This is a genomic window from Pseudomonas lactucae, assembly GCF_016937615.1.
Classification (GTDB): domain Bacteria; phylum Pseudomonadota; class Gammaproteobacteria; order Pseudomonadales; family Pseudomonadaceae; genus Aquipseudomonas; species Aquipseudomonas lactucae.
The window spans coordinates 43,965-67,033 of record NZ_JAFHKI010000059.1 but is presented as its reverse complement, the minus strand read 5'-3'; the positions used below and the strand labels follow the sequence as shown (position 1 = coordinate 67,033).

Sequence of the window (23,069 nt, the reverse complement as noted above, 5' to 3'; positions counted from 1 at the left end):
GGTAAAGGCATCAAGATGCGCTTGATGCCCTCCCCAGCTACGATCAGAACGCGTAGGTGGCCGACAGGCTGACCACGTCACCCGACGACTCGGCCTTGCCGTTCAGGCTGGCTGCTCCGAGACGATCAACGTTTTGGGTTTTCAGTTTCACTTGCTGCACAAACTGGTGAGAGTAAGCAACATCAAGACTCAAACCCTTCACCGCTTTCACATCGTATCCAGCCCCCAGCGACAGGAATGTACGATCTCCATCTGGAATACGTGGGTCACGGGTCGAGTTGCGCGTCGGCGTCTGATCAATGGCGACACCAGCACGCAGGGTCAACTCATCGGTTGCGCGGAAATCGCCGCCGACTGAATACATCCATGTGTCTTTGTAGTTGTAGGGAATGGAGACAATCGTGATGTCCCCGGATTTGAGCGTCAGGTCCTTAAAGGACGACCACTGGGTCCAGACCACACTGGCACCTAGGGTAAATCGGTCGTTGAACTGGTGTACCCAGTCAAAGCCCGCGGTGGCGGGAATGTCCAACTGTGTACTGGCATGCGCACCATTGGGGAACAGTTTCAACCCTGGATAAGCAGCTTCCACCAGCGTCCCATCGCCGCCGAACGGGTTAGGCTCCGTCAGCAGTCCATAGTTGTAGGCATCTGCGCGAATGTTGTATTTGCCGGTCATCTTGTTCTTGATCTTGGCATGGTAGTTAAGACCCACTGTGTCTTGATCGGTGGGTTTCCATGTAATACCGGTGAACCAGCCCGCTGAAATGTTATCCACCTTGACCCGTATCAGGGAGCCACCCACACCCGACGGCAAGTCGATAACACCCAGAAATGGATCCTGGGAACTCGAAGCCGCTGCAAACAAGTCAATGTTCTGACTCACAAAACCTTTGCTGTGTTGGACAATCACCCCACCGCCAATAGCAAACTGGTCGTTTACCTTGAATGACAGGGATCCTGTCAGCCCAACGGTTTCGATCTTGGTGTCCACGGCAAAATCCCGAACTTTGGAATCCTGATCCCAGGTTGTACGCATGCCCTGTGGTACCACTTGGCTCAAGCCGAAAGCGAATCGATCTCCCAGCGGCATCACCATGAATCCGGTCGGTAACCAGGCAGTGAACCCCCCTTGGCCACCCTCATTGTTGTTTACCGCAGTCGCCGAGAGATCCGGGAAACCATCAGCGCCTATCGGGGTATTGGAGACGGGATTACCTAGATAATCGTTGGCCTCACCTTTGTATTTGATTTTGATGCGCGCGTAATCAACCGTGAATTGTGCGACGTTGTGCTCAACAAAGGCCATGGCCGCCGGGTTGTTATAGGCGGAGCTAGGGTCGTTTTTGAACAGTGAACCACCGGCAAACGCCCGTCCCCAACCGGGGGCACCGTAGGTTGGCGTAGAAAAACCACCGGCATTTACGGGCGCGGCCTGTATCAAGCCCCCCATCAGCACCAACCCCAGCAGAACCTGCACCTGTTGTTTTTTATTATTCATTTGGCACTCCCTATTTTTATCAAGGCCCGGCGTTGCAAACTCAATCAACCTGTTGAAACGCATGCGTGCGCTACGCGTTGATACGTAGTTCGTTTAATCGGTACTTCGCATCAAGGTTTTGTATTAAGCGTTGGAAAACTAATACTTAGAGACACCACGGTACATTGGTTGGCTAGTATTTGATTTTGGGCACTCAGCACATGGGCGGCATTGTCCCAAGAGGCCGAAATGGTTGAAGGGCCACAATCAGCCCCCGGTACACCAAAAATGAGCGGCGGCAGGGTTAATCCAACTTGCGTGACGGACGCGTTGCTCGCGCTATTCAGGCTCACCGACCACGGAAGCCCCTTTGGCGTGAGCGCCTGGCAATAAGCAGTGCCTGAGCCAACCACCTGAGTAATGACCGCTATACCGCTACTATTGACCGTTCCCGCCAGACTGAGCGTGCATGTCATATTGCCCTGCAGCGTGGCCGGTGACTTAAGCACTAACGTGCCTGCAGTACTGCTGAATGAACCTGACTCAATGAACGCCGACGCCATGCTCATTGGTGAAAGGGCTATCAACCCAGCTGCCATTACGCTCAGAAGAAGACTCTTTCTATACGTACGCATACATATTTCCCTATTACGCATCGATTTAGCGACTGAAAACAGGCGCCTCATGCGAGACGCCTGCTGTGTTGCCGGTGATCAACCCATTGCAGAGTCAATGCATCAAGGAACGATGGTCAGCGCAGGGCTTGGGGTAACGCTCAGGCTCACCACGGTGCAACTGCCGCTCAAGGCCTGGTTGGTCGCGGTCAGCACGCCGCCGCTGTAACCCACGGCGATGGTCGACGGACCGCAATTGGAGGCGGGATACAGAAACGAGCTGGCAATGGTGTAACCGACGTTCGTCACGGAGCCAACGGCTGCGCCAGTGGCGGTCAAGGTCCATGGCAAACCGGTGATTTTTGGCAGCGCGCACAGGCCACCACCGGTGACCGCCACGCCAGTGATCTTGGCAACGCCGGTCGCATCGACATTCCCGGTAAAGGTGGCACCGCAGTTAACGGTGGCCTGGAAGGAAGAAGGTGATTTCACCGAGATCGTGCCTGGCGCGGTGAAGCTGGTATTCACTGGAGAGATGCTGTACGCGTTCGCCATGGAAGCCGCACCCATGCAAACCGTCAAAGCAGTCAACGACACGAGAGTTTTAAAGCTTTTCATTGTTTTTCCTCACATGTAATGGCGAGTCATTCGCCGGGGGGTAATGGCCATGAACGAGAGGTCACGGTGAAACTGCAGAACTTCCCTTTCCAGCCAAATCTCAATTCAATTACCGCTGCACACGTGGCGTGCGTTATTCGACAACTTTAAAAGTGGGCGGCATCTTGATCGACACCGTCTTGATCTTGCAGTCTTCGCCAATCGGAACATTGGCCGCCTCCAACTTGCCGGTGGCGTTATCCCAGGTACCATCGCGTCGACGGCCCGCATTTACCACCGAGGCCGAAGGCGTGAACATCCACGCTGATCTTCGACATGGAGCCGCTTTTCGTATCCTTGGCGACCAGTACCCACGGCAAGTTAATGGCTTCGACCCGGCTGCACTTGAGGCCGCCGTCGAACTCGACTTTATCGACATTGACCGAGGTGCCGTCGGCAGCAACCTTGCCGGCCATCTTTATGGTGCAATCGGCGCTGATCAGCGCGCCCTTGGAAAAACTGATGGGGCCCTGGGCCGTAAAGGCGCTGCCGGCCGGTTCGATGCGTGCGGCCTGGGCATGGTGATAGGCAACCAGGCCCAGTGCGGCCAGCACGAGATGGGCAGTGAACTTGGCGGGTGTGTGCATGGTGTATGTCCTTCCCATTCATTATTGTTGTTCGGGTCAAACCACTTTCTCGGGGCGATAACAGCCAGCGCGGCATTCACACCCCGCGTATGCAACTAACGTGTTACTTCGTTTAGAACGGCTTGGCGCTGTTGCTGTACTTCTCCAGATACTTCAAACGCTGTGACGGCTGGAGATTGGTCAGGGTGATATCCCCGGCATAGTGATTGAGCACTCGATGATCCATTCGACGTCGCCACAAGTACGGCACATAGGCCCAGACAATCATGCTTGCGTAACCGTAGGGCAGTTGCGGCGATTCATCGAAGTGGCGCAACGACTGATAACTGCGTGTCGGGTTGGCATGGTGATCGGAGTGCCGTTGCAACTGGAACAGAAAGATATTGGTGACAATACGATTGCTGTTCCAGGAGTGCCGTGGCGAACAGCGCTCATAACGACCGTTGGGCAACTTCTGGCGTCTAAGGCCGTAGTGCTCGACGTAGTTAACCACTTCCAGCAACGAGAACCCGTAGATGCCCTGGATGACCAGAAACGGAATGACCGCCGCGCCCAGCCAGGCAATCATCGCGCCCCACAACACCACGCTGTACATCCAGGCACTGAGCACGCCGTTCTTCCAGTGCCACGCCGGCAGGCCGAGTTTGCGCAGGCGTTCGCGCTCCAGGTTCCAGGCCGATTGTGCGCTGAACCACACCGAGCGCGGCAGGAACGCCCAGAAACTCTCACCCAGGCGCGAACTGGCCGGATCTTCCGGGGTAGCGACACGTACGTGATGGCCACGGTTGTGCTCGGTGTAGAAATGCCCGTAGAACGTCGGGGCCAGGGTGACCTTGGCCAGGAACACTTCCAGCGCGTTGGGTTTGTGCCCCAGTTCATGGGCGGTGTTGATGGCGATGCCGGTGGCGGCGCCGGTTGACATGGCCATGCCCAGGTAGGTGAACCAGCCTGGCGCGCCATGCAGTTGAGCGCGGGCGGTGATGTAACTGGCCGCATGAGACAGCCAATGGGAGGGATCGAGGCCGGCGCTGGCCTGCAGCAACCCGCCCTGGATGAGCCACTCAATGCCGCCGGCGGCCAGCCAACCGGTGATCACCACTGATGAGATGACCAACAGCACGCCGGTGTAGACGATCCAGCGGTAGTAGCGTTGGGATTCAAGGTGGCTGACGGCGGATTCGGGCGGGTTGCTCACATCTTCGCCGAGCAGGCCGTCGATCAAGGGGATGAGACCGAAGATCACCAGTACGCCCACCCACCACAGCGACTGGATGCCGGTGCTGATCGCCAGGGCGCCGGACAATAGCGGCGTGGCCAGCGGCATGATGCCCAGCCACCACAGGTGACGCTTGCCGTCGGCCCACACGGTGGGTGCTGTCAGCGTCGGGTTCATGGCAGCCTCCGGATAAGGCAAGCGGCCAGGGAAGACAGGTCCAGGGAGCGCTGGACGCCCCGAAAAATCAACCATGCGATAAAAGACGTTTTTTTCATTTTTATTCGCTCTTAGGCATTTCAAAAATCATTTCAAAATAAATATTGAAATATTTTTTTAAATAAATAGCGCGGAACCGTTAGGTCGTCAACTATTTTTTCGAGCCCTTTCGGACGTGACCGGGCAGTCTCTTTTTCAACCTCTGAGCCAGCCGTCTAGAGCAAGTGTTTCAGACCGTGCGACCGGCAACGAATGTCAAGTTTATGGGCTCGAGAGGGCAAAAGGCGGGTGCAGGATCGTAGCGTTCTGCACCGGCCGTGCACGCTTGGCCACCTGTTGAACCGCTTCAACGACACGCGCCGTGGCGGTGATGGGCAGCATGTGACCGCGCCCTTGCACCAGTTGCAGCTTGAGGCCCGGGACTTTGTCGGCGAGGGCCTGGCCGTGCCGGCGAAAGTCCAGCACCGTATCCTGCGCGCCATACACCAGACCGATGGGCAAGCGCAGCTGCGGGTAGCGCTCGACCAGGCGTGGCAGGTGATCGTTGACCAGCGCTATCTCACTGGAGGCGGCATAGAAGTTGGCGGGACGCATACCCAGCAGCCCACCGCCACGGGTGGCGAAATCGTCCGGGGCCGGGTCCGGCGCAAACACGCCTTTGACCACTGAACGCCTTGTCAGCAGACCTATCGGAACGGTCAAGGTGTGAGCGACCCAGCGACGCAGCCACGCCGGTCTCACCGCCAGCGACCAGAACACCACGGGCAACATGGGTTGGGGATGGGTCAGCGGGGCCACCAGGACCAGACCGGACACCGCCTCGGGATGATCAAGGGCCAACGCCAGGGCGATCGCCCCACCCAGGGAATGCCCCAACACCAGCGGTTTATCCAGGCCCAACGTGCTGATCAGAGCCTCGATTTGCCGCGCCTGGGCCGGCAGGTCCGCAGCGGTGCCTGTGTGGCGCGTGGAATAACCTGACCCCGGTCGGTCAAGGGTGATAACGCGAAAATGCTCGCGCAACTGGCCGGACAAGGCATAGGTCAGGTTGCGACTGCTGCCCATCAACCCGTGGATCATGACCACCGGCGGTCCGTCGCCCTCCTCGTAATAATGAAAGCGCTCGCCACCCACGTCGACAAAGCGCCCGGTGCTCGGCACCGCCGCTTCAATACGCCGCGTCATCCACGTACTGAAACCCCACAACAGCGCGCTTGCGCCCGCCGCAGCGGCAATCCATTCCACAGCCATAGCTCGGTCCTCTGCTTCCCTGCGGCGGGTCACCCGACCGGAATTGATCGGGGCCACGGCCATCGCCCATTCCCTGGCCCCGAACCCGTGCCTGAGGTGCTCGTCCGTCGGACAAGCCCTCCAGAAGACATACGGCCCTAGCGTAGGCGATATTTTCAGGTAGATTATTTAAAATCTTTTTTAAAATAATTAATTCAATTTTCCTTTGCAATGGTGTTTTATCCGAAAGACAAAACAAAAACAGGAGCACATCCGATGCCCACGAAGGACAGCCTATGAATGCCCAAAGTGATTTGATCGATATCGCCATCATCGGCTCAGGCTTTGCCGGCCTGTGCATGGCCATCCAACTCAAACAGGCCGGGTTCACCGACTTTTTTATCGCCGAGCAGGCCGATAGCCTCGGCGGCACCTGGCGAGATAACCACTACCCCGGCTGCGCCTGCGACGTGCAGTCCCATGTGTATTCGTTTTCCTTTGCACCCAACCCGGAGTGGACACGCCAGTTCGCACCGCAGGCGGAAATCCGCGCCTACCTGGAGCAATGCGCCACGCGCTTCGGGTTGGCGCCCTACCTGCGTTTCGGCATGGGCCTGCAGCGTGCGGTGTTCGATGAGTCGCAGCAGCGCTGGCAGTTGAGCTTCGGCGACGGTCGCCAGGTGAGTGCACGGGTACTGGTGTCCGGCATGGGCGGCCTGTCGCGTCCGGCGCTGCCGGATATTCCAGGGTTGGCCAGCTTCAAGGGCAAGGCCTTCCACTCCCAGCAGTGGGACCACGACTATGCCCTGAAGGGCAAACGCGTGGCGGTGATCGGCACCGGTGCCAGCGCCATTCAGTTCGTGCCGCGGATCGCACCGCAGGTGGCACACCTGGATCTGTTCCAACGCACGCCGCCGTGGATCATGCCCAAGCCCGACCGGCCAATTTCCAGCATCGAACGCTGGCTGTTCAAGCACCTGCCCTTTACCCAACGCCTGGTCCGCAGCGCCTTTTACTGGGCGCTGGAAGGCCGCGTGGTGGGCTTTGCACTGCACCCACGGCTGATGAAAATGGTGCAGAAAGTCGCCCTGCGCCACCTGCATAAGCAGGTGGCACGTCCTTCCCTGCGCAAGACGCTGACGCCCGACTACACCCTCGGCTGCAAGCGCGTGCTGATCTCCAACGACTACTACCCGGCGTTGTCGCGCAGTAATGTCGAAGTGGTCAGCGACCGCGTGCTGCGTGTCGAAGCCGACGGTGTGATCACCGCCGACGGTATCAAGCACCCCGCCGATTGCCTGATCTTCGGCACCGGCTTCCAGGCCACCGCCCCCCTGCCCCGCGACTGCATCATCGGCCGCGGCGGCGTCGACCTGATGGACAACTGGCGCGAGGGTGCCCACGCCTACAAGGGCACCACCGTGCCGGGCTATCCCAACCTGTTCCTGATCATCGGGCCCAACACCGGCCTGGGGCACAACTCGATGATTCTGATGATCGAGGCCCAGGTCACCTACATCCTCGACGCGCTCAAGCAGATGCAGCGCCATCGCATCGCCACGGTGGACGTCAAACCCACGGTGGAAAGCGCCTATAACCGCCACCTGCAGGACAAGCTCAAGCGCACCATCTGGAACACCGGCGGCTGCCAGAGCTGGTATCTGGACCCACGCACCGGCAAGAACACCACCCTGTGGCCGGGTTCGACCTGGCGCTTCAAACAACTCACCCGCCAATTTGCACTCAAGGACTATGTGGTCGACCTGCTGCCAGCCACCCCACCGCTGTCAGCCCCCCACCTCCGTGCAGAAGGGAGCCTGACATGAAGACATTCAACGGTCGCGTGGCGGCCATTACCGGCGCCGCATCCGGCATGGGTCGTGCGTTGGCCCTGGCGCTCGCGCGGGAAGGTTGCCACCTGGCATTGGCCGACAAGAACGCCCAGGGTCTGGCTCAGACCCTGGACTTGATCAGGACTTCAACCCTGTCACCCGTGTTGGTCACCACCCAGGTGCTTGACGTGTCGGACCGCCAGGCCATGTACGCGTGGGCCGCACGCTGCATGGCCGAACATGGCGAGGTCAACCTGGTGTTCAACAATGCCGGGGTGGCGCTGTCCAGTACCGTGGAAGCCGTGGACTACGCCGACCTGGAGTGGATAGTCGACATCAACTTCTGGGGCGTGGTGCATGGCACCAAGGCATTCCTGCCGTACCTGAAGGCCAGCGGCGATGGTCATGTGATCAACACCTCCAGCGTGTTCGGCCTGTTCGCGCAACCCGGCATGAGCGGCTACAACGCCACCAAGTTCGCGGTGCGCGGGTTCACCGAGGCGCTGCGCCAGGAGCTCGACCTGCAACGCTGCGGCGTCTCGGCCACCTGCGTGCACCCCGGCGGCATTCGCACCGATATCTGCCGTAGCAGCCGGATCGACGCCAACATGACCGGTTTCCTGATCCACAGCGAACAACAGGCCCGTGCCGATTTCGAAAAGCTGTTTATCACCGACGCCGACCAGGCCGCCAAAGTGATTCTGCACGGCGTGCGCAAAAATAAACGCCGCGTGCTGATCGGCCGCGACGCCTACTTCCTCGACCTGCTCGCCCGCTGTCTGCCGTCGGCCTATCAAGCGCTGGTGGTGTTCGCCAGCAAGCGCATGGCCCCCAAAGCCCGCATGCCGGTATTCGAAACCAACGACGAGCCCCGCCTCTGAACAGGAGCACACCCCATGCTACCCATCCGTCGCGATATCCGCTTTGCCCTGCCCGCCGAGCGCATCACCAACTGGCACGAACAGGGCCCGTTCATCACGCATTTTTTCAACGCTTTGTCGCTGCTGTTTCCCCAGGGCGAACTGTTCTTCATGGACAGCGTGCGCCACTATCGCCAGCGCATCGACGACCCGCAATTGAAAAAACAAATCCAGGGTTTCATTGGCCAGGAGGCCATGCACAGCCGTGAACACGTGGCTTACAACGACCTGCTCCAAGCGGCGGGCCTGCCGGCGCACACCCTGGATCGCCGACTGAAATTCATCCTCGACCTGCAAAAAAAACACGTCGCACCGTCGTTCAATCTGGCGATCACCATTGCCCTTGAACACTACACGGCGATGCTGGCCGAGATCCTGCTGAGCGACCCGTCACGCTTCGGCGACTCGCTCAAGGGTTATCAGCAAATGTGGTATTGGCACGCCCTCGAAGAAACCGAGCACAAGGCTGTGGCGTTTGATGTGTGGAACCGCGTGATCAAGCCCGGCCCCAAGCGCTATCTGCTGCGAACCGGGGCCATGCTCACTACGACGGTATTTTTCTGGTTGGTGGTGCTGGATTTTCACGTGCGCCTGTTGGTTGCTGACCGCAAGTCGGGCGGCCATCTCAAAGGTTTCTGGCGCATGCTGAAGTTTCTCTATGGTCCCAAGGGCGTTTTCCCACGAATGCTTAGGCCATGGCTGCACTACTTCAAGCCGGGTTTCCACCCTTGGGACCACGACAACCGCGCGCGCCTGGCGGGTATCGACAAGTTGGTCGAAGAGATCGAACAGACGCGCAACCGGTACGAATCGGCTTAATGGTTTCGACAGTGCCGCACGCTCATCCATTGGGTGCAACTGAACGTCCGGCAGTGCCTTGCTTTGTTCGCCAAGACACTTTCAAAATCGACGGCCATAATCACTACAAGCGAACGGATTAGAATGCCATTCGCACCTACCCCTCTCGATCTGGAGCAAACGCTTGTCCCAACCCTGTGAAACCCATCAGCTCGCGCTGGACCGATTCCTGCTGCAGCACCCCGAGGTGGCAGCCGAGCTGAACACACTGAACCCGCTCGCCGCCCGCGCCAAGGGCGAAACCCTGGAAGAGTACCGCGCCGAACGGCTGCATGAGGCGTTCGAGGCGCACGCGGAGCATGAGGGGCTGTTTGCGTGGGAATTGACGCTCAAGCTCACGTCGGACTCCGCGCAAGCGTTCGACGCCAAACGCCGGGAAGTGCACAAGGAAGTGGCGCAAATGGCCGGCCTCAGTTGGGCAGAATACTGCCAACTTCACGGATTGACCGTTTGATACTCACGTTACACAAACCACCGGCGCCGTCGACCGGCTATCGCGTCGCGCAGTTGCGTAACCGTGATACTTCGGTACGCAGGGTCCATCGCCAATGCCGAGTGCAATGCCGGCCAGCAATGCCGGGGTAACTGACGAGGCCTGGGCAAGGGTTTGTCGGGCTGGCGCTCACAGGGACGCTGTCCATGGGCGAGTTCATAGAGCACACAGGCAGCGCCATACAGGTCGGCGGTGGCGGACAGGCCCCCACCGGCCAGCAGTTCCGGTGCGGCGTACGCCGGGGTCCAGGCGTTCAAGCGACTACGACTCAAACCCGGCAACCCGGCCGCCTGCTGTGCCTGGGCGTGGCCCAGGCCAAAATCGAACAAACGCACGCCCTGCTCGCCCAGCATGATGTTCGAAGGTTTCACATCGCCATGCAGCACGCCTTGCCTGTGGACATAGGCAAGCGCATCCAGCAGTTGCACAGCCACCGGCTGCAATTCCTGCCAGGGCAAGCCGTCGGGGCACTCCAGCAGCAACCGGTCCAGGCTCATGCCATGCAGTAACTCCATGGTAAAAAACGCAACCTGGCGGGTGGTGTCGACTTCGAAGGCGAACACCCGTACCACATGGTCATGCCGCAAGCCTCGGGCCAGGGCAAATTCGCTGTAGAGCAATACATGACCATCGGCAGACTCGCAGAGCGTGTCGCCCAACAGCTTGACCGCGACCCACGCGTTGGGCTCACCGAAAGCCTCGTGCAGCAGGTCACGGGCGCGATAGACCACGCCCATGCCACCGGTCCCCAAAACGCGTTCCAACTGGTAGCGGCCGGAGAGCAGGTTCGATGCCGCAGTGATCCCACTCATGGCCGCACCACCACCGCCGTCAGGTCATCCCGCGCCGCTCCTCGCAACACTTGGGTGAACAACCGATCCACCACCTGCCGTGGCGAACCTGCATTCAAGGCGTTCCCCAACTCGTCATGGCTGAGCCCCTGATACACGCCATCACTGCACAACAGAAACACATCGCCTGGTCGGGTAGTCAATTCCAACACCTCCAGACTCAATGGCTGGCGGCCACCAATCGCACGGGTCAAGGCCTTGGCATTCGGATGCGCGCAGGCCTGCTGCTGGCTCAATCGCTGCTTGTCCATCAATTGCTGCTGCAGGGAATGATCCCTCGAAAGCTGATACAGGCGCTGCCCACGCCACAGATAGCAACGGCTGTCCCCTACCCAGATGCAGGCGGCACGTTGACCTTCCAGCAACAGCACCACCACGGTGCTGCCCATGATGCCGGCGCCGTCAGTGGCGTGCATCGCCGCCTGCCCTAAACGACTGTCGAGCCCTCGCAGACACTGCCGCACCGCTTGCATACGGCGGTCTAAACCGTCCTGGTCGGGTAACGCGGCGAGGCCGCTGACCACCCACTGGCTGGCCAGATCCCCGGCCCGGTGGCCACCCATGCCGTCGGCAACCGCCCAACAGCCGCGTTGCGGGCAGTCAAGATACGCATCCTCGTTGCGCTCGCGCGCCTTGCCCCGCAGCGTACGCCCGCAGCTGCGCCAGCGGTTTTGCGCCTGGGTCACAGCTGCTCCGGCAGACGGAACGTACGCCAGGCCGACATCTGGAAAGGGTTCGCATTGCGCTGGCTGACCAACATGAAGTTGGCGCGCAGACCGCCGAGATCGGCCTTGAGTAGCTGTGCGTCGCGGCCATTGGCGGGCTCACTTTGCAGCAAGTCCAGGAACCGGAACAACGACCAGGGCCCGTTGCTCTTTTCGATCCCCAACGGCCGCTGCGCACCGCGCTCCAATACCAGGCTACTGCGGTTATTGTGCGTATCGCCCGGCCACTGGAATGCTGTGGACACGATCGGGCCGTGCCGGTACTCAAGCTGTTGATCGCCGATGCTCAGCAGCGCCCGACTGACTGCCTGGTCCAGGCTGTAGGGCGCCAGCGTAAAGCGCACCGCCCAGTCGCCTTGGTCTTCCGTAAAAAAACCTTGCCGAATCAGTTGGGCTTTCGCCAGTTGATCCAGCAGCGAGCGCGACAACGGCAGGTTGCGACCGTCCATTGCGCGCAGCCGATAACGGTTGCCGTCGGCGCTGACGAAGGGACGCAGGTAACCATCATGGAATCGCGCCATGCCGCCTCTGGGCTTGAAGAATTCCTGGAAATCGCCAAGGGCGACGTCACTGCCGGCATGGGCGTTGAACGGATATCGACGCGCAATAGCCTTGGCGTAGAAGCCATACACCTCACTTTGGTAACGCTGGTTCACATGGAGATAGGCCTCGTCGAGCAGCAACCGCCAGCTGTCGTCGGCAATGCCGTCGAACCAGTCCTTGAAGGGTAGCGGCAAGCGTGCGGCGGCATCGCGCAAATCACCCAACAGTGGCAGTTGCCCTTCCATGCGTTGCTTGGCCATCTTGAAGGCCGCCTGCTCCGGCGCGCCCTCGCGGTTGAGGGCAGCGAGTTGCAGATGCCATTCATCGAGTAGCCGCAGGGCCTGCATCAGGTCCGCGCCGGGGTTCTGTTGCGCGTCGAGTAATAGGTGCAAGGGCTCGAAGCGCCGCTGCAGCGCTTGTCGAGCGGAGTCTGGCGGTGCCGGGTCCGCCGACGGGTTGAACAACACGGCGGAGGCGACCTCCTGGGCCGCTGTGCCCAGCGCACCCGCCTGTTGGGTCACCGCATCAAAACGATCGCTTGCCGTGGGCAGCCGGGTGTTTTCGCGCACCTGTTGCAGCAACTGCACCAGCGGTGACTGTGCTGACGTGAGGCTCGCGATCCCTTCGGCATGCTGGCGCAGGTTCTCACTTGGCTGCGGGCGGATGCGGCCTATGGCTTCGCTCCAGGCGTGTGCGTAGTCAGTGAAATAGCGCTGCTCCAGCGCTTGCATCAATTGGCGCAGCCCCAGGGCGCTAAGGTCGGCGGCCTCGCCCAGCACCCAATTATCCTGGGCGATGGCATTGACCAGGCGCGGCCCCTGTTTTTCAAAATACCGCACATACCTTTTGGTGTAGAAACCGGGTATAGCCTGGTCGACAGCGGCGAATCCTCGCCCCTGCGCCAGGCGATAGGGTTCCAGACTGCGCGATTGCTCACGCAACACCCGGTAGACCACGTCCGCCAGCGACTCGCCACGCAATTGCTGACGAGCCTGCGCCACTCGTTGCGCATTCAAGGGCGCCACAAAGGGTTGCGCCAGCAGCCGCGAGACATGTTCGTTCAAGCGCTTCTGCGCCGACGCATCCCCGGTATAACGCACAGACAGGTAAGCGGCCAAGTGCTGCGCCAGCCACGCGCTATCGCGGCGCTCGGGCAGGTTGAGCATCAGGTAGGCGCGCAGGGCTTCCAGCAACTGCTCGCGCTCATCCAGACGAGTGCGCACCTGTTCCTCCAGCAGCGCGGTCACCCAGGGCAATAATCGCTGGCGCAACGCGTCGTCATAGGCATTGGTCAACCGTGAACGGCTCGCCTCGCCTTGATACAAACCGCCCCGCTCGAACAAACGGGCATCCGCCAACGCGGGAAACACCTGTGTCGCCGCCAGCCGACTGTCCAGCAACGGCAGCAGCGCCAGGCCATCGTCCGTATCCGCTTGACCGGGCACGGAGGCGAGGCTCAGGTCCGCCAGTTGGCCCAGGCGCTGGTGGTTGACCCTGTAGCTGTGCGTCCATATCACCCCCGCGCCGGCCAGCACCAGCGATGCGGCCAGCGCCAGCAAGCGCTGGCGGCGACGAATACGCTGGCGTTCCGGCGTGTGTAACCCGGCAAGTTCGGCTTCGGCAAAAATCACTTGGTCGAACAGCGCCTGGACGAAATGCGCACGCCTGCCACCGCCCCCCGCGCACGTCAGGTAAAACCCGCGCAATCCGTTAATGCGCTGAAAGCGTTGGGCACAGAATGCAGACTCCACAAACAGGCACAAACGTTCACCGATGCTCGCCACCTGCCGAGGAAAATCCAGCATCCGGCCGCGACATTCCAGACTTCGCTCCTGGTGCATACGCGGGATCAGCTCTGCTCCCAGGCGCTGCAGCAACGTCTCGAACGCTTCTCGCACCTGGGCAATGTCGATGCCGGCCTTGCCTGGCGCGATACATTCACCCAATACACCTTCGCCGACATCTGCGTGTGGCGCATCAAAGAATTCGACGAACCCCGGCAACCGGTCGGCCTGGGTCAGCACCAGATAAACCGGCACGTCCACATGCAGCGCCTGCTGGATATCCTGCAAGCGGGTACGCACATGCCGCGCATGCAGGTCCAGGTCATGCTCGTTGCTGCCAAGCAGCGTCTCCACCGCCAGCGTCACCACGACGCCGTTGAGCGGGCGCGTTCTCTTGCGCGCCTTGAGCAGGCCCAGCAACGCCGACCATCCTGCCCCATCCACCGAGGGGTCCGGTTGGGTCAGGTAGCGCCCGGCACTTTCGAGCAGTATCGCCTGGTCGGCCATATGCCAGTCAAAACAGGCCGTGGCGCCCTCGCCCCGATCCAGCGGACGTTGCAGTCCGCGGGCTGCCAGCAGGCAGGTCTTGCCGCTGCCCGACGCACCGATCAACAGGTACCAGGGCAGGTCATCGCGCCAACGTTCGCTGTGGTCGCCGTAGCTTCGAGTGGTTTTAAGGGCGTGTTGCAGCGCCTTGAAGCGTCCCCGCACTTGCCTGCGCTCGTCAGCGATCAGGCTCTGGTGCTGATGGCGCTGCAAGTGCTCAGGCGGGTCTAGCCTTGCCGAGCGACGAGCGCCCACCACGACCATCGCCAGCCCCCAAAGCAGGCACAACCCGCAGATGGTCAGCAGGCGAGCCGTCGAACCTTGCCAGAAACGATGGTCATCCACCGCCAGCAACGGTCCGACAAACCACACCAGCAGCGCGCCGGCCAACAGCAGCAGCAGACTCCAGACCCAAACCTTGCGCAGCGCCGTGCCCGCGCCCTTGAAGAATGCGTTCATTCATTGCTCCCAGCGTTACAAGGGCGACCGCGTCTGATCCGGCGCCAAAGGTTGAAAAAGTTGGAGTACGGTGTTTCGCTCATTGGCCAGCACCCACACATACCCCGAATACATCGCCAGCAACGCGCTGAGCGCGATGACCGCGATCCAGGTGGCGGATATCACGCGCAACCGCGCGCCCGCCGGGTGAATGGCCACCGCTGGCCGATGCACCAGCGGACGGTCCCCGCGAACGTGCCTGATCTGTCGATACAAGCCATCGCGCACCGCCTCCAACTGCTCAGCGCCCCTCTCCATGACGCGGTATTTGCCTTCGAAGCCCATCGACAGGCACAGGAACATCAGCTCCAGTATCGCCAGGTGCTTGACGGGGTCCCGAGATAAACGCTCCAACAGTTGGAAGCACTTTTCGCCGCCGAAGGTTTCGTTGTGGAAGCGGCTCAACAGGCTCGTCTTCGACCAGTCGCTGCGACCACCCCATGCGGTGGTGACCACCGCTTCGTCAATGACGCTGCACAGCACATAACGCGCCGACATGACCTGACTCTGGTCCGCTCCCTGGTGCAAGGCTCGCGTCTCGAAGGCCGTAATGCCCAAAGACAGCCGGTCGTTGAGGGTCTGCAGGTTTTCTCGGCTGCTGGCCCTGAGTTGGGCAACCTGTGACAGCAGGTCCCAGGCCGCATCGACCAGGCTGTTCGGTCCTATATTGAAGTGCTGCCCTGCCGGCAACCCGGCGGCATAGATCATCCGGTCTTCCAGGTGTTCGAAGCGCGGCGGTGACGCAAAGTCCGTCACCGCTCCTTGCACCGGACCCTGCCCTTCGCGGTCCAGCAGCACGGTTTTTTCGTCTAGCGGGTATTCACTGTCCATAGTCATGGCGTTCAGTTCCTGATGGCCCAGAAGTTGAGTTCGAGCTCGACAAACTCGCCACTGGCGTGGAAGGCAAACCCTCCCGATTGCTCCAATTGCGTGATGTCACGGGTGCTGAGTTCAAGCATGAAATACGTCTTGCCGGCATGAAACGGGATCTGTCGCGGCGCCACCGGCAGTGGCCGGACCTTGATGCCGGCAAGGTGCAGGTTGACCAGTTCGCGGATACGCTCCACAGGACCGATCTTCAGGTGCGCTGGCAGCCGCTGACGCAGCGCCTCCGAATCGCACTGGGCGCTCGCTGCGAGAATGAAGGTGGCAGCGCCCAGCAACTTGAGGTCACTCACCGGGCAGACCAGGACCCCGTACTGACGCGGTTGCAAGGTCAGTTCGAGCGCGTGCTGCTCCAGTACACACGACAGTACGCTGCGAAGGCGCTCCATCAACCCGCGAAAACTCATGCCCTGATCGCCATGCCGGTAGCGTACGTCCACCTGCGCCCGTTTATTCTCGATGGCAAAGGTGGACAGCTCGCCCAGTATCGACAGCAACGCCCGATACAGCGCCTCCGGCCGCACCTGGCTCTGGTCCAGGTAGTGACGCAATATCAATTCGCTACGATTGATCATTTGCAACATGAGAAAGTCGCCGACCTGCGCCCCCGCCGCCCCGCCACCGCCCTCGATACGCGCAGCAATCGCATCCCCCCGACTGGCCAGCAGGCTGATCACTTCCTTGACGCACGATGACAGATACCCAGAACGTTGCAGGTAGATGAACGTCGGTACAAAATCCGCGTCCAGCTTCACGCCCCCCTCGCGGGTCGAATTCAGGACCTGCGCGACCTGCAGCGTCACATGCAGCGCATCGCCGGGTTGCTCGCCCAACAACAGACGCAGATCCGGGCGCGCGCAGTTGATCCGACAGCTGGCGTCGACGCCGGCATTGGAGTCAATGACCTGCGACTCACAGCTGACGTACCGCGACAGGACATCGTTTTGCGCCGGCGTTCGCACCTCGATCTGACTGCCGATGGCCAACGGCAATGCCAGGTACACGGCTTGTCCGTCGACGTCGGCCGGTACCTGCAACACCAGCGGCGGCATCGTGCCGTCGAGCTCGAACAGGCTTCCGTCGGGAAACACGCCACTGGCCTGGTTGACTACCACCTTGCCCATATTGAGGTATTGCATGTCGACGTCCAGGCCCAGGAACCCCCAACCATCACTACCCAGCAAGCGTGTGCGGTTGAGCTGCTGGTGGTAATACCGATCGTTGTGCTGCAGGTGCTGGGGTCGCAGCAACATGCCTTCTTGCCAGACGACTTTATGAACCGGCATCTCGATCCTCCCGATTGCGGGTTTGACGGTCGGTGGTGCGGATACCCGACTCATCGAATAGCAGGTCGGCACGCGTCAGTTGCTGTCGGGTCAGTGGCAGCACCAGCCGCCACTGCACATGAGGCAAGTCCCGATAGGCTGCCAGCACGCCGATATAGCGGCTGTGCGGTTCAACGCTGAGCTTGAGCGCCAGTTGTTCACCTGGGCGCAGTTCCAGTTCTTCGCTGCCGACCCAATCCTTGGGCAGTACCTGTTCGGCCCGACCATAGAGGCTGAAGAAATCGGCGTTCTCGAATGCCACGGGGTGGCGCAACTCGATCAGGTGCACAACCACGGGAGAGGGACGCCCGTGCAGGTCGGGGTTCACGGTTTCGCTGGCAGTCAATGTCAGGTCCAGTTTGGTCAAGGTTGAAAATGGTGACAGGCTGCTGCAACCGGCCAACAGGCCCAGCGCGACCAGCAGTGATACAACGGCGACTCGATACATGGCTGTCATCCCGGATAAGCCGAATGCAAGGTGGAAACCAGGCGTACCTGCTCTGCGTAGGCCTTGGAAAAATCGTTGCGCAACAGGTGATCGTCCAGGCCAGGCCCGTCGACCATCCGCCGGTAATGGCGTTGGTAAGCCCGCCAATAGGCACCGTCCGTGGAGAATCTCGGCGGGCTGTCCTCGCGTTCGAAACACAGCAACAGATGGCCCGGTGCGAACGCTGCCACTGCCGCGCGCAAACTGGCGCGACAAGCCACAACCAACGCCAGTTGATGGGCCTGAATCTCCCGGTTGGCCTGGCTGATCGCCAACTCGGCCGGCAGTTGGCCGGGCTCCGCAGTGCCCAGCAGTACCGTCAGGGCGGCCTGGGTGTCAGCGCACTCTCTCAAGGGGTTGCGACGGCCGAGCGTGGGGGAGGCAGCGCCCAGGTTCAATTCCATGTTCAGCTCATCGCGCGTTCGCAGGCTCTGCCGCACGCCTTCAATTGTCTGCTTGAACAGGCCCGCCACCTTGAGCGCCAGGGCCTCGCGCCCAGGGGTATCGAGCGCATCCACGCGTACGCCCAGGGCCTCGCCGAACTGCGACCAGAAGGCTTGCGGGATCGCCACTGTGGGCGGTTGAGCGGGTGCGTCAGTGCCCTCGGGCTCGGCCCATCTCGGCACGATCAGGTGATCTTGCTCTACAGCCCCGTGCGCGAGTTCGCAGATCGGCACCTGCGCCAGGGTTTGCAACGCATCGAGGTCCTCGGACGCATCGGCGTGCAGCCGTTCATGGTCGAGCGCATGCACGGGGTCCAACCCCAGGAAAGCATCATCAGGAATCGTATCGGCCCGCACCCTCATTGGCCTATCAGACACTGCCCCGCGCGCCACCAGCCGCGCGCGAATATCCACAGGCCCCAGTTGATAGATTTCACCTTCAGCGATCAAGCGTGCCCGGCCCTTGAGCAAACGCTCCGTACCGCCGGAAACGCCAATACCGTTGCTGCTGATGTCTGTGAGGTAATACTGACCCTCCCGGTAGCTGACCAGGCCATGATGGCTGGAGAGCGAGCGGCTGGCATCCGGCAGTGTCCAGTCACAGCCCGCTCCGCGGCCAATCACGCCGCCGGCGCCATCAAATACCTTGCTGGCTGGCGGCTCGCCGTTCGCGGTATCGCAGACCTCGAATACTAATTGCATGACAGGGTTCCCTTGTTCATTGGCTGCGACGGGACGCCTGGGGGTCACCCAGCGGACGGTAGTCAGCGTCATCAAAAACGTAATTGGCGTTACAACCGCCCAACAAACACAACACAAGCGCAACGGCTTGCCATGGACGCAGAGGCATCAGGTATCTCCCAGGAAAGTCAGGTCAGCGAAGCGGTATCGAACCCGCCGGTGCGTCATTCAGCCCTCCCCTCGGACGTCGCCACAGGGGATGTTCAAACGTGCAAGGCGGTACAACAGCGTGCGCCGCGCAACGCCCAGCTCACGGGCGGTGCGGGTGCGGTTGCCACGGTTTTTGTGCAGGCAATCGATCAGGAAAACCCGCTCCACCCGCTCCAGGCGCTGGCGCAACGTGGCGTCGGCCGGCACCCCGCTCGGTGCTGGCGACAGGGACAAGTGCGCCGGCAGGATCACCGCGTCATCACAGAGCAGTACCGCGCGCTCCACCAGGCATTTGAGCTCACGGACATTGCCGGGAAACGCATGGTTCGACAGTTGGTCCAGGGCCGAACTCGACCACTCCACCGGCGTGCGGCCCAGCGCTGCACAGGCCTTTTGCGCAAAATCCCGGGCCAGCAGCAACACGTCGCCGTCCCGTTCACGCAAGGCCGGTAGCTCGATGGGAAACTGTGCCAGGCGGTAGTAAAGGTCCTCGCGAAAACTGCCGTCGGCCACCATCGCGGCGAGGTCGCGGTGGGTCGCCGCGATAATGCGCACATCGACCTTGTGCGCCGTGCTGGCGCCCAGTGGACGAATTTCGCCCTCCTGCAAAACCCGCAGCAGCTTGGCCTGCAGTGACAGCGGCATATCGCCGATTTCATCCAGCAACAGCGTGCCGCCGTGGGCGGCGTCAAACAGCCCCGTGTGGTGACGCCCCGCACCGGTGAAGGCACCTTTGCGATAGCCGAACAATTCACTTTCCAGCAGCCTTCGGGGAAGGCGGCACAGTTCTGCACCACAAACGCCTTGCCACTGCGTGGCCCTGCGCTGTGAATAGCCCGCGCCACCACCTCTTTACCGGTTCCGGTCTCCCCGCGTAGCAACACCGTGTAGGCGGTATTTAGAACCTTGCCGATCAACCGGCAGGTTTCATCCATGCGCGGGCTGTTGCCGATCAGCCCATGGGCGGCACAGGCTATCGACGCAGAGGGCTTGGCCGCAGCGCCGTTGCAGGCAGGACGCATACGCTGCAGTCGTTCCAGTTGACTCAGGGTGAAGCTGCCCAGCTGGCTCAAGGACGGCGAATAGTCCTGCGACACCGCCGTGCGCTGGCTGGCGCACAGCAGCACGCCGGCAACGGTTTTGCGCCGATCGAACAGGGGCATGCACGATATTGAACGCCAGGGCGTTGCCGTTGCCGGCAGGAACCCGCACTGGAACAGGCTGTTGGCCGGATCGTTGAGCGACAGGGAGCAACGCTGATCCACGACATATTGCAGCACCTGTTCATGTTGAAAGTCAGGGCCACGCGCCACCTCGCCCAGTGGCAATGCGCCGGGCCCATGCTGGGCAATCAAGTCGAGCCGACCTGTTGCTTCGTCGCGCCAATACAGCTGGCTGAGTTCGCACTGGCTCAGTTGTGCGACCGCCGCCACACACAGGTCGGGCAAGTTCGTCTCGTCGCCATCGATGCCCAGGCGAGTGAACCAGGCCAGCAGCGCTTCGGCGTAAGCCAGGGAATGAGGCACGGGTGTCAACAGGCTCTGCGTCATTGGCTGATCTCACAAACCGGTTGCCCGTTGCCATCCAGGCCGGCATGTGCCCGTGACAGGCTTTCACCGGCGGCCATGGCGCCCAGCAGTCGATCGACGATCTGCGGCAACAAATGGGCTTCAATCCAGTGATCGATGTAGCGCGCCCCGCTGTCGCTGTGGGTACAGCACTCGGCCATGTGCGTGACCAGTTCGGCGCTATAACTGAAGGCCAGGTTGCGTGACTGCAACCGCTGCCCAAGACGGTCCAGCTTGAGCCTCGTCAGGTCGTGCAACACTTCGCCCACCACCGGGTAATAGGGCACCACACACATACGCGCCAGCAACGCCGGCTTGAAATAATCGCGCAGCAGCGGACGAATCGCTTCCTGCACCGCCTGCGCATCCGGGCGCGAACCACCGGCGCAGACATCGACGATGCAATCGCTACCCAAGTTGGAGGTCATCAAAATAAGCGTGTTGCGAAAGTCGATTTCCCGCCCTTCACCGTCATTGGCCCGCCCCTTGTCGAAGACCTGATAGAACAGATTGAGCACCTCGGGGTCGGCTTTTTCGACTTCGTCGAGCAGCACCACCGAATAGGGACGCTGGCGCACGGCCTCGGTCAACACGCCGCCTTCGCCATACCCGACATAACCCGGTGGGGCACCGATCAATCGCGACAGGGAGTGCTTTTCCTGAAACTCAGACATATTGAGCGTGGTAACGAAGCGCTCACCGCCGTACATCAGGTCACCCAGTGCCATGGCTGTCTCGGTCTTGCCTACCCCACTGGGCCCCACCAGCAGGAATACGCCGAGGGGGGCATCGGGCTTGTGAAGTCCGGCAGCCACGGCGCGCAGACTGCGATCAAGCGCCTGCACGGCTTGCTCCTGGCCGAGAACGCGCGCGCGCAGAGCGTCGGCAAACCCCAGTACCCTTTCATTGTGTTCAAGGGACAGCTGTTGAACGGGGATACCGGTCCAGGCGCTGACGACCTGGGCCACCCCGCGCGGACACACCTCAAGATTGACCACCGGTTGCGCACCATGCAGCGTGATCAGCCGTTGGCGCTCGCACTCGACAGCCTCCAGGCGCAGATTCAACGCGTGCAGGGCTTGTTCATCCACCGCAAACCCGGCGTCGCGGTCACGGGCCAGTGCCTGGGCCCGCCGGACGCCCTCGGTCTGCTCAAGATCCAGGCACTGCAAGGCTTCGGGCAAGGCTTCGCGATTGATACGTACGCGAGCGCAGGCGGTATCCAGCACGTCCACTGCCTTGTCGGGCAACTGGCGCCCGGCCAGGTAACGGGCACTCATATGGGCGGCGGCAACCACGGCATCGTCGCGCACGTACACGCCATGGCTGGATTCGTACACCGAGACCAGCCCGCGCAGAATCGAAACCGCCTGCTCAACGCTGGGCTCGTCCACCTGCACAGGCTGGAAACGCCGCGCCAATGCCGGGTCCTTTTCAAAGTACTTTTTGTACTCCGACCAGGTGGTGGCGGCGATGGTGCGTAGCTCGCCGCGTGCCAGAGCCGGCTTGAGCAGGTTGGCGGCATCGGAGCCTCCCGCCTGGCCCCCCGCCCCCACCAGGGTATGGGCTTCGTCGATAAACAGGATGACACGCTGGGGTGAGGCATTGACCTCATCGATTACACCCCTTAGGCGCCGTTCGAATTCACCCTTCATACTGGCGCCGGCTTGCAGCAATCCCATATCGAGGGTAAGTACTCGCACATTCTTAAGAGGCTCCGGCACCTGCGACCGGGTAATGCGCAGGGCCAGGCCCTCGACCACGGCGGTTTTGCCCACTCCAGCTTCGCCAACCAGGATCGGGTTGTTTTTGCGTCGGCGAATCAGGATGTCGATCAACTGGCCAATCTCGCCATCGCGACACAACACGGGGTCGATACGCCCTTCTTGCGCCTGATGTGTGAGGTCGTGGGTAAACCGCGCCAACAATGACTCACTGCTCGCTGCCGAGGCGGCTTGCGTCGCCTGGCTCAGCACAAAACCGAGCACGCGCTGCGCATCGAGGCGACTTAACCACTGTTGATAACCACTGCCCGCATGCTGCTGCGGGTGACGCAGCAATGCCAGTAACAGCGCACCGTGATCAACATCGGTTTGGCGCAACTCCAGGTGGGCAACCATCAACGCCTGTTGCAGCCATTGCACGAGGGTCTGGGCGAACACCGGATTGCGCGAAGCACTCGCCTCGCTTTTGGGTTGCAGTGTCGCTTCCAGCTCGCCGACCTCGAGCCCGGCGTCAGCCAGCGCCCGCACCAACAGGCCATCACGATGCTCCATCTGGGCCAGTAGAAGGTCTTCAACCAGAACTTCCCTGCCACCGCGTGTCACGCAACGTTCAGCCGAGCGTTCAAGGTCTCGACGTGCCCGCGGAGTCAACGTCTGTATCAGTTGTTGCAGGTCTACATTCATCATGATCAATTG

General features: G+C 61.1%; 19 protein-coding genes and 2 pseudogenes. 4 read left to right on the top strand and 17 right to left on the bottom strand.

What is annotated here, in order from left to right; genetic code table 11:
• Window positions 1-43: 43 nt before the first annotated feature.
• The 6 genes and pseudogenes from JWR98_RS12175 to JWR98_RS12150 form a co-directional block, all read right to left on the bottom strand.
• Window positions 44-1,501, bottom strand: coding sequence for an outer membrane protein transport protein (locus JWR98_RS12175; RefSeq protein ID WP_205490149.1), 1,458 nt, complete (start codon window positions 1,499-1,501; stop codon window positions 44-46).
• Between the two features lie 110 nt (window positions 1,502-1,611).
• Window positions 1,612-2,115 (bottom strand): alkane oxidation protein activator PraB, encoded by a 504-nt coding sequence (praB, locus tag JWR98_RS12170; protein WP_205490147.1) that lies wholly within the window; start codon window positions 2,113-2,115, stop codon window positions 1,612-1,614.
• 102 nt (window positions 2,116-2,217) lie between these two features.
• On the bottom strand, window positions 2,218-2,712 hold the full coding sequence (praB, locus tag JWR98_RS12165; protein ID WP_078733441.1) for an alkane oxidation protein activator PraB: 495 nt from the start codon (window positions 2,710-2,712) through the stop codon (window positions 2,218-2,220).
• A 133-nt stretch (window positions 2,713-2,845) separates the two neighbouring features.
• Window positions 2,846-3,338: pseudogene (gene praA, locus JWR98_RS12160) on the bottom strand (alkane oxidation protein activator PraA).
• Between the two features lie 112 nt (window positions 3,339-3,450).
• Window positions 3,451-4,731: an alkane 1-monooxygenase gene (locus tag JWR98_RS12155; protein WP_078733443.1), complete on the bottom strand. Its 1,281-nt coding sequence runs from the start codon at window positions 4,729-4,731 to the stop codon at window positions 3,451-3,453.
• Between the two features lie 300 nt (window positions 4,732-5,031).
• Window positions 5,032-6,021 (bottom strand): alpha/beta fold hydrolase, encoded by a 990-nt coding sequence (locus JWR98_RS12150; protein WP_225908681.1) that lies wholly within the window; start codon window positions 6,019-6,021, stop codon window positions 5,032-5,034.
• A gap of 275 nt (window positions 6,022-6,296) precedes the next feature.
• Between JWR98_RS12150 and JWR98_RS12145 the strand changes: the two genes are divergently transcribed.
• The 4 genes from JWR98_RS12145 to JWR98_RS12130 all read left to right on the top strand — a co-directional run bounded on the left by JWR98_RS12145 (window position 6,297) and on the right by JWR98_RS12130 (window position 10,064).
• Complete coding sequence (locus tag JWR98_RS12145) at window positions 6,297-7,826, top strand: flavin-containing monooxygenase (RefSeq protein ID WP_205490143.1); 1,530 nt, start codon at window positions 6,297-6,299, stop codon at window positions 7,824-7,826.
• Complete coding sequence (locus tag JWR98_RS12140) at window positions 7,823-8,713, top strand: SDR family NAD(P)-dependent oxidoreductase (protein ID WP_205490142.1); 891 nt, start codon at window positions 7,823-7,825, stop codon at window positions 8,711-8,713. The genes JWR98_RS12145 and JWR98_RS12140 overlap by 4 nt, the downstream gene beginning before the upstream one ends.
• 15 nt (window positions 8,714-8,728) lie before the next feature.
• A complete protein-coding gene (locus tag JWR98_RS12135; protein ID WP_205490141.1) occupies window positions 8,729-9,571 on the top strand; it encodes a metal-dependent hydrolase in 843 nt (280 codons plus the stop codon).
• A 163-nt stretch (window positions 9,572-9,734) separates the two neighbouring features.
• A complete protein-coding gene (locus JWR98_RS12130; protein ID WP_078733448.1) occupies window positions 9,735-10,064 on the top strand; it encodes a DUF6388 family protein in 330 nt (109 codons plus the stop codon).
• An 8-nt stretch (window positions 10,065-10,072) separates the two neighbouring features.
• On the opposite strand, the gene JWR98_RS12125 is transcribed toward JWR98_RS12130, so the two are convergent.
• The 11 genes and pseudogenes from JWR98_RS12125 to JWR98_RS12085 form a co-directional block, all read right to left on the bottom strand.
• Window positions 10,073-10,915 carry a serine/threonine-protein kinase gene (locus tag JWR98_RS12125; RefSeq protein ID WP_205490140.1) on the bottom strand — a complete coding sequence of 281 codons (843 nt, stop codon included), beginning with the start codon at window positions 10,913-10,915 and terminating at the stop codon, window positions 10,073-10,075.
• Complete coding sequence (locus tag JWR98_RS12120; RefSeq protein WP_078733450.1) at window positions 10,912-11,640, bottom strand: PP2C family protein-serine/threonine phosphatase; 729 nt, start codon at window positions 11,638-11,640, stop codon at window positions 10,912-10,914. Before JWR98_RS12120 ends, JWR98_RS12125 begins: the two co-directional genes overlap by 4 nt.
• On the bottom strand, window positions 11,637-15,011 hold the full coding sequence (gene tssM, locus JWR98_RS12115; protein WP_078733451.1) for a type VI secretion system membrane subunit TssM: 3,375 nt from the start codon (window positions 15,009-15,011) through the stop codon (window positions 11,637-11,639). The genes JWR98_RS12120 and tssM overlap by 4 nt, the downstream gene beginning before the upstream one ends.
• Window positions 15,012-15,026: 15 nt before the next feature.
• Complete coding sequence (gene icmH, locus JWR98_RS12110; protein WP_205490139.1) at window positions 15,027-15,887, bottom strand: type IVB secretion system protein IcmH/DotU; 861 nt, start codon at window positions 15,885-15,887, stop codon at window positions 15,027-15,029.
• Window positions 15,888-15,892: 5 nt separating this feature from the next.
• Complete coding sequence (gene tssK, locus JWR98_RS12105) at window positions 15,893-17,221, bottom strand: type VI secretion system baseplate subunit TssK (RefSeq protein ID WP_078743618.1); 1,329 nt, start codon at window positions 17,219-17,221, stop codon at window positions 15,893-15,895.
• A complete protein-coding gene (gene tssJ / locus JWR98_RS12100) occupies window positions 17,208-17,708 on the bottom strand; it encodes a type VI secretion system lipoprotein TssJ (protein WP_205490138.1) in 501 nt (166 codons plus the stop codon). The genes tssK and tssJ overlap by 14 nt, the downstream gene beginning before the upstream one ends.
• 5 nt (window positions 17,709-17,713) lie before the next feature.
• On the bottom strand, window positions 17,714-18,892 hold the full coding sequence (tagH, locus tag JWR98_RS12095; RefSeq protein ID WP_078733458.1) for a type VI secretion system-associated FHA domain protein TagH: 1,179 nt from the start codon (window positions 18,890-18,892) through the stop codon (window positions 17,714-17,716).
• A 16-nt stretch (window positions 18,893-18,908) separates the two neighbouring features.
• A complete protein-coding gene (locus JWR98_RS29400) occupies window positions 18,909-19,040 on the bottom strand; it encodes a type VI secretion protein (protein ID WP_078733459.1) in 132 nt (43 codons plus the stop codon).
• Between the two features lie 59 nt (window positions 19,041-19,099).
• Window positions 19,100-19,597 carry an AAA-type ATPase lid domain-containing protein gene (locus JWR98_RS29765; protein ID WP_263974484.1) on the bottom strand — a complete coding sequence of 166 codons (498 nt, stop codon included), beginning with the start codon at window positions 19,595-19,597 and terminating at the stop codon, window positions 19,100-19,102.
• Window positions 19,583-20,016 (bottom strand): annotated as a pseudogene (locus JWR98_RS29760) (sigma-54 factor interaction domain-containing protein); the annotation flags it as partial. The pseudogene JWR98_RS29760 and the gene JWR98_RS29765, both read right to left, overlap by 15 nt.
• Window positions 20,017-20,627: 611 nt before the next feature.
• Window positions 20,628-23,060, bottom strand: a complete 2,433-nt coding sequence (locus tag JWR98_RS12085) for an AAA family ATPase (RefSeq protein WP_078733461.1) — start codon at window positions 23,058-23,060, stop codon at window positions 20,628-20,630.
• Window positions 23,061-23,069: the final 9 nt, after the last annotated feature.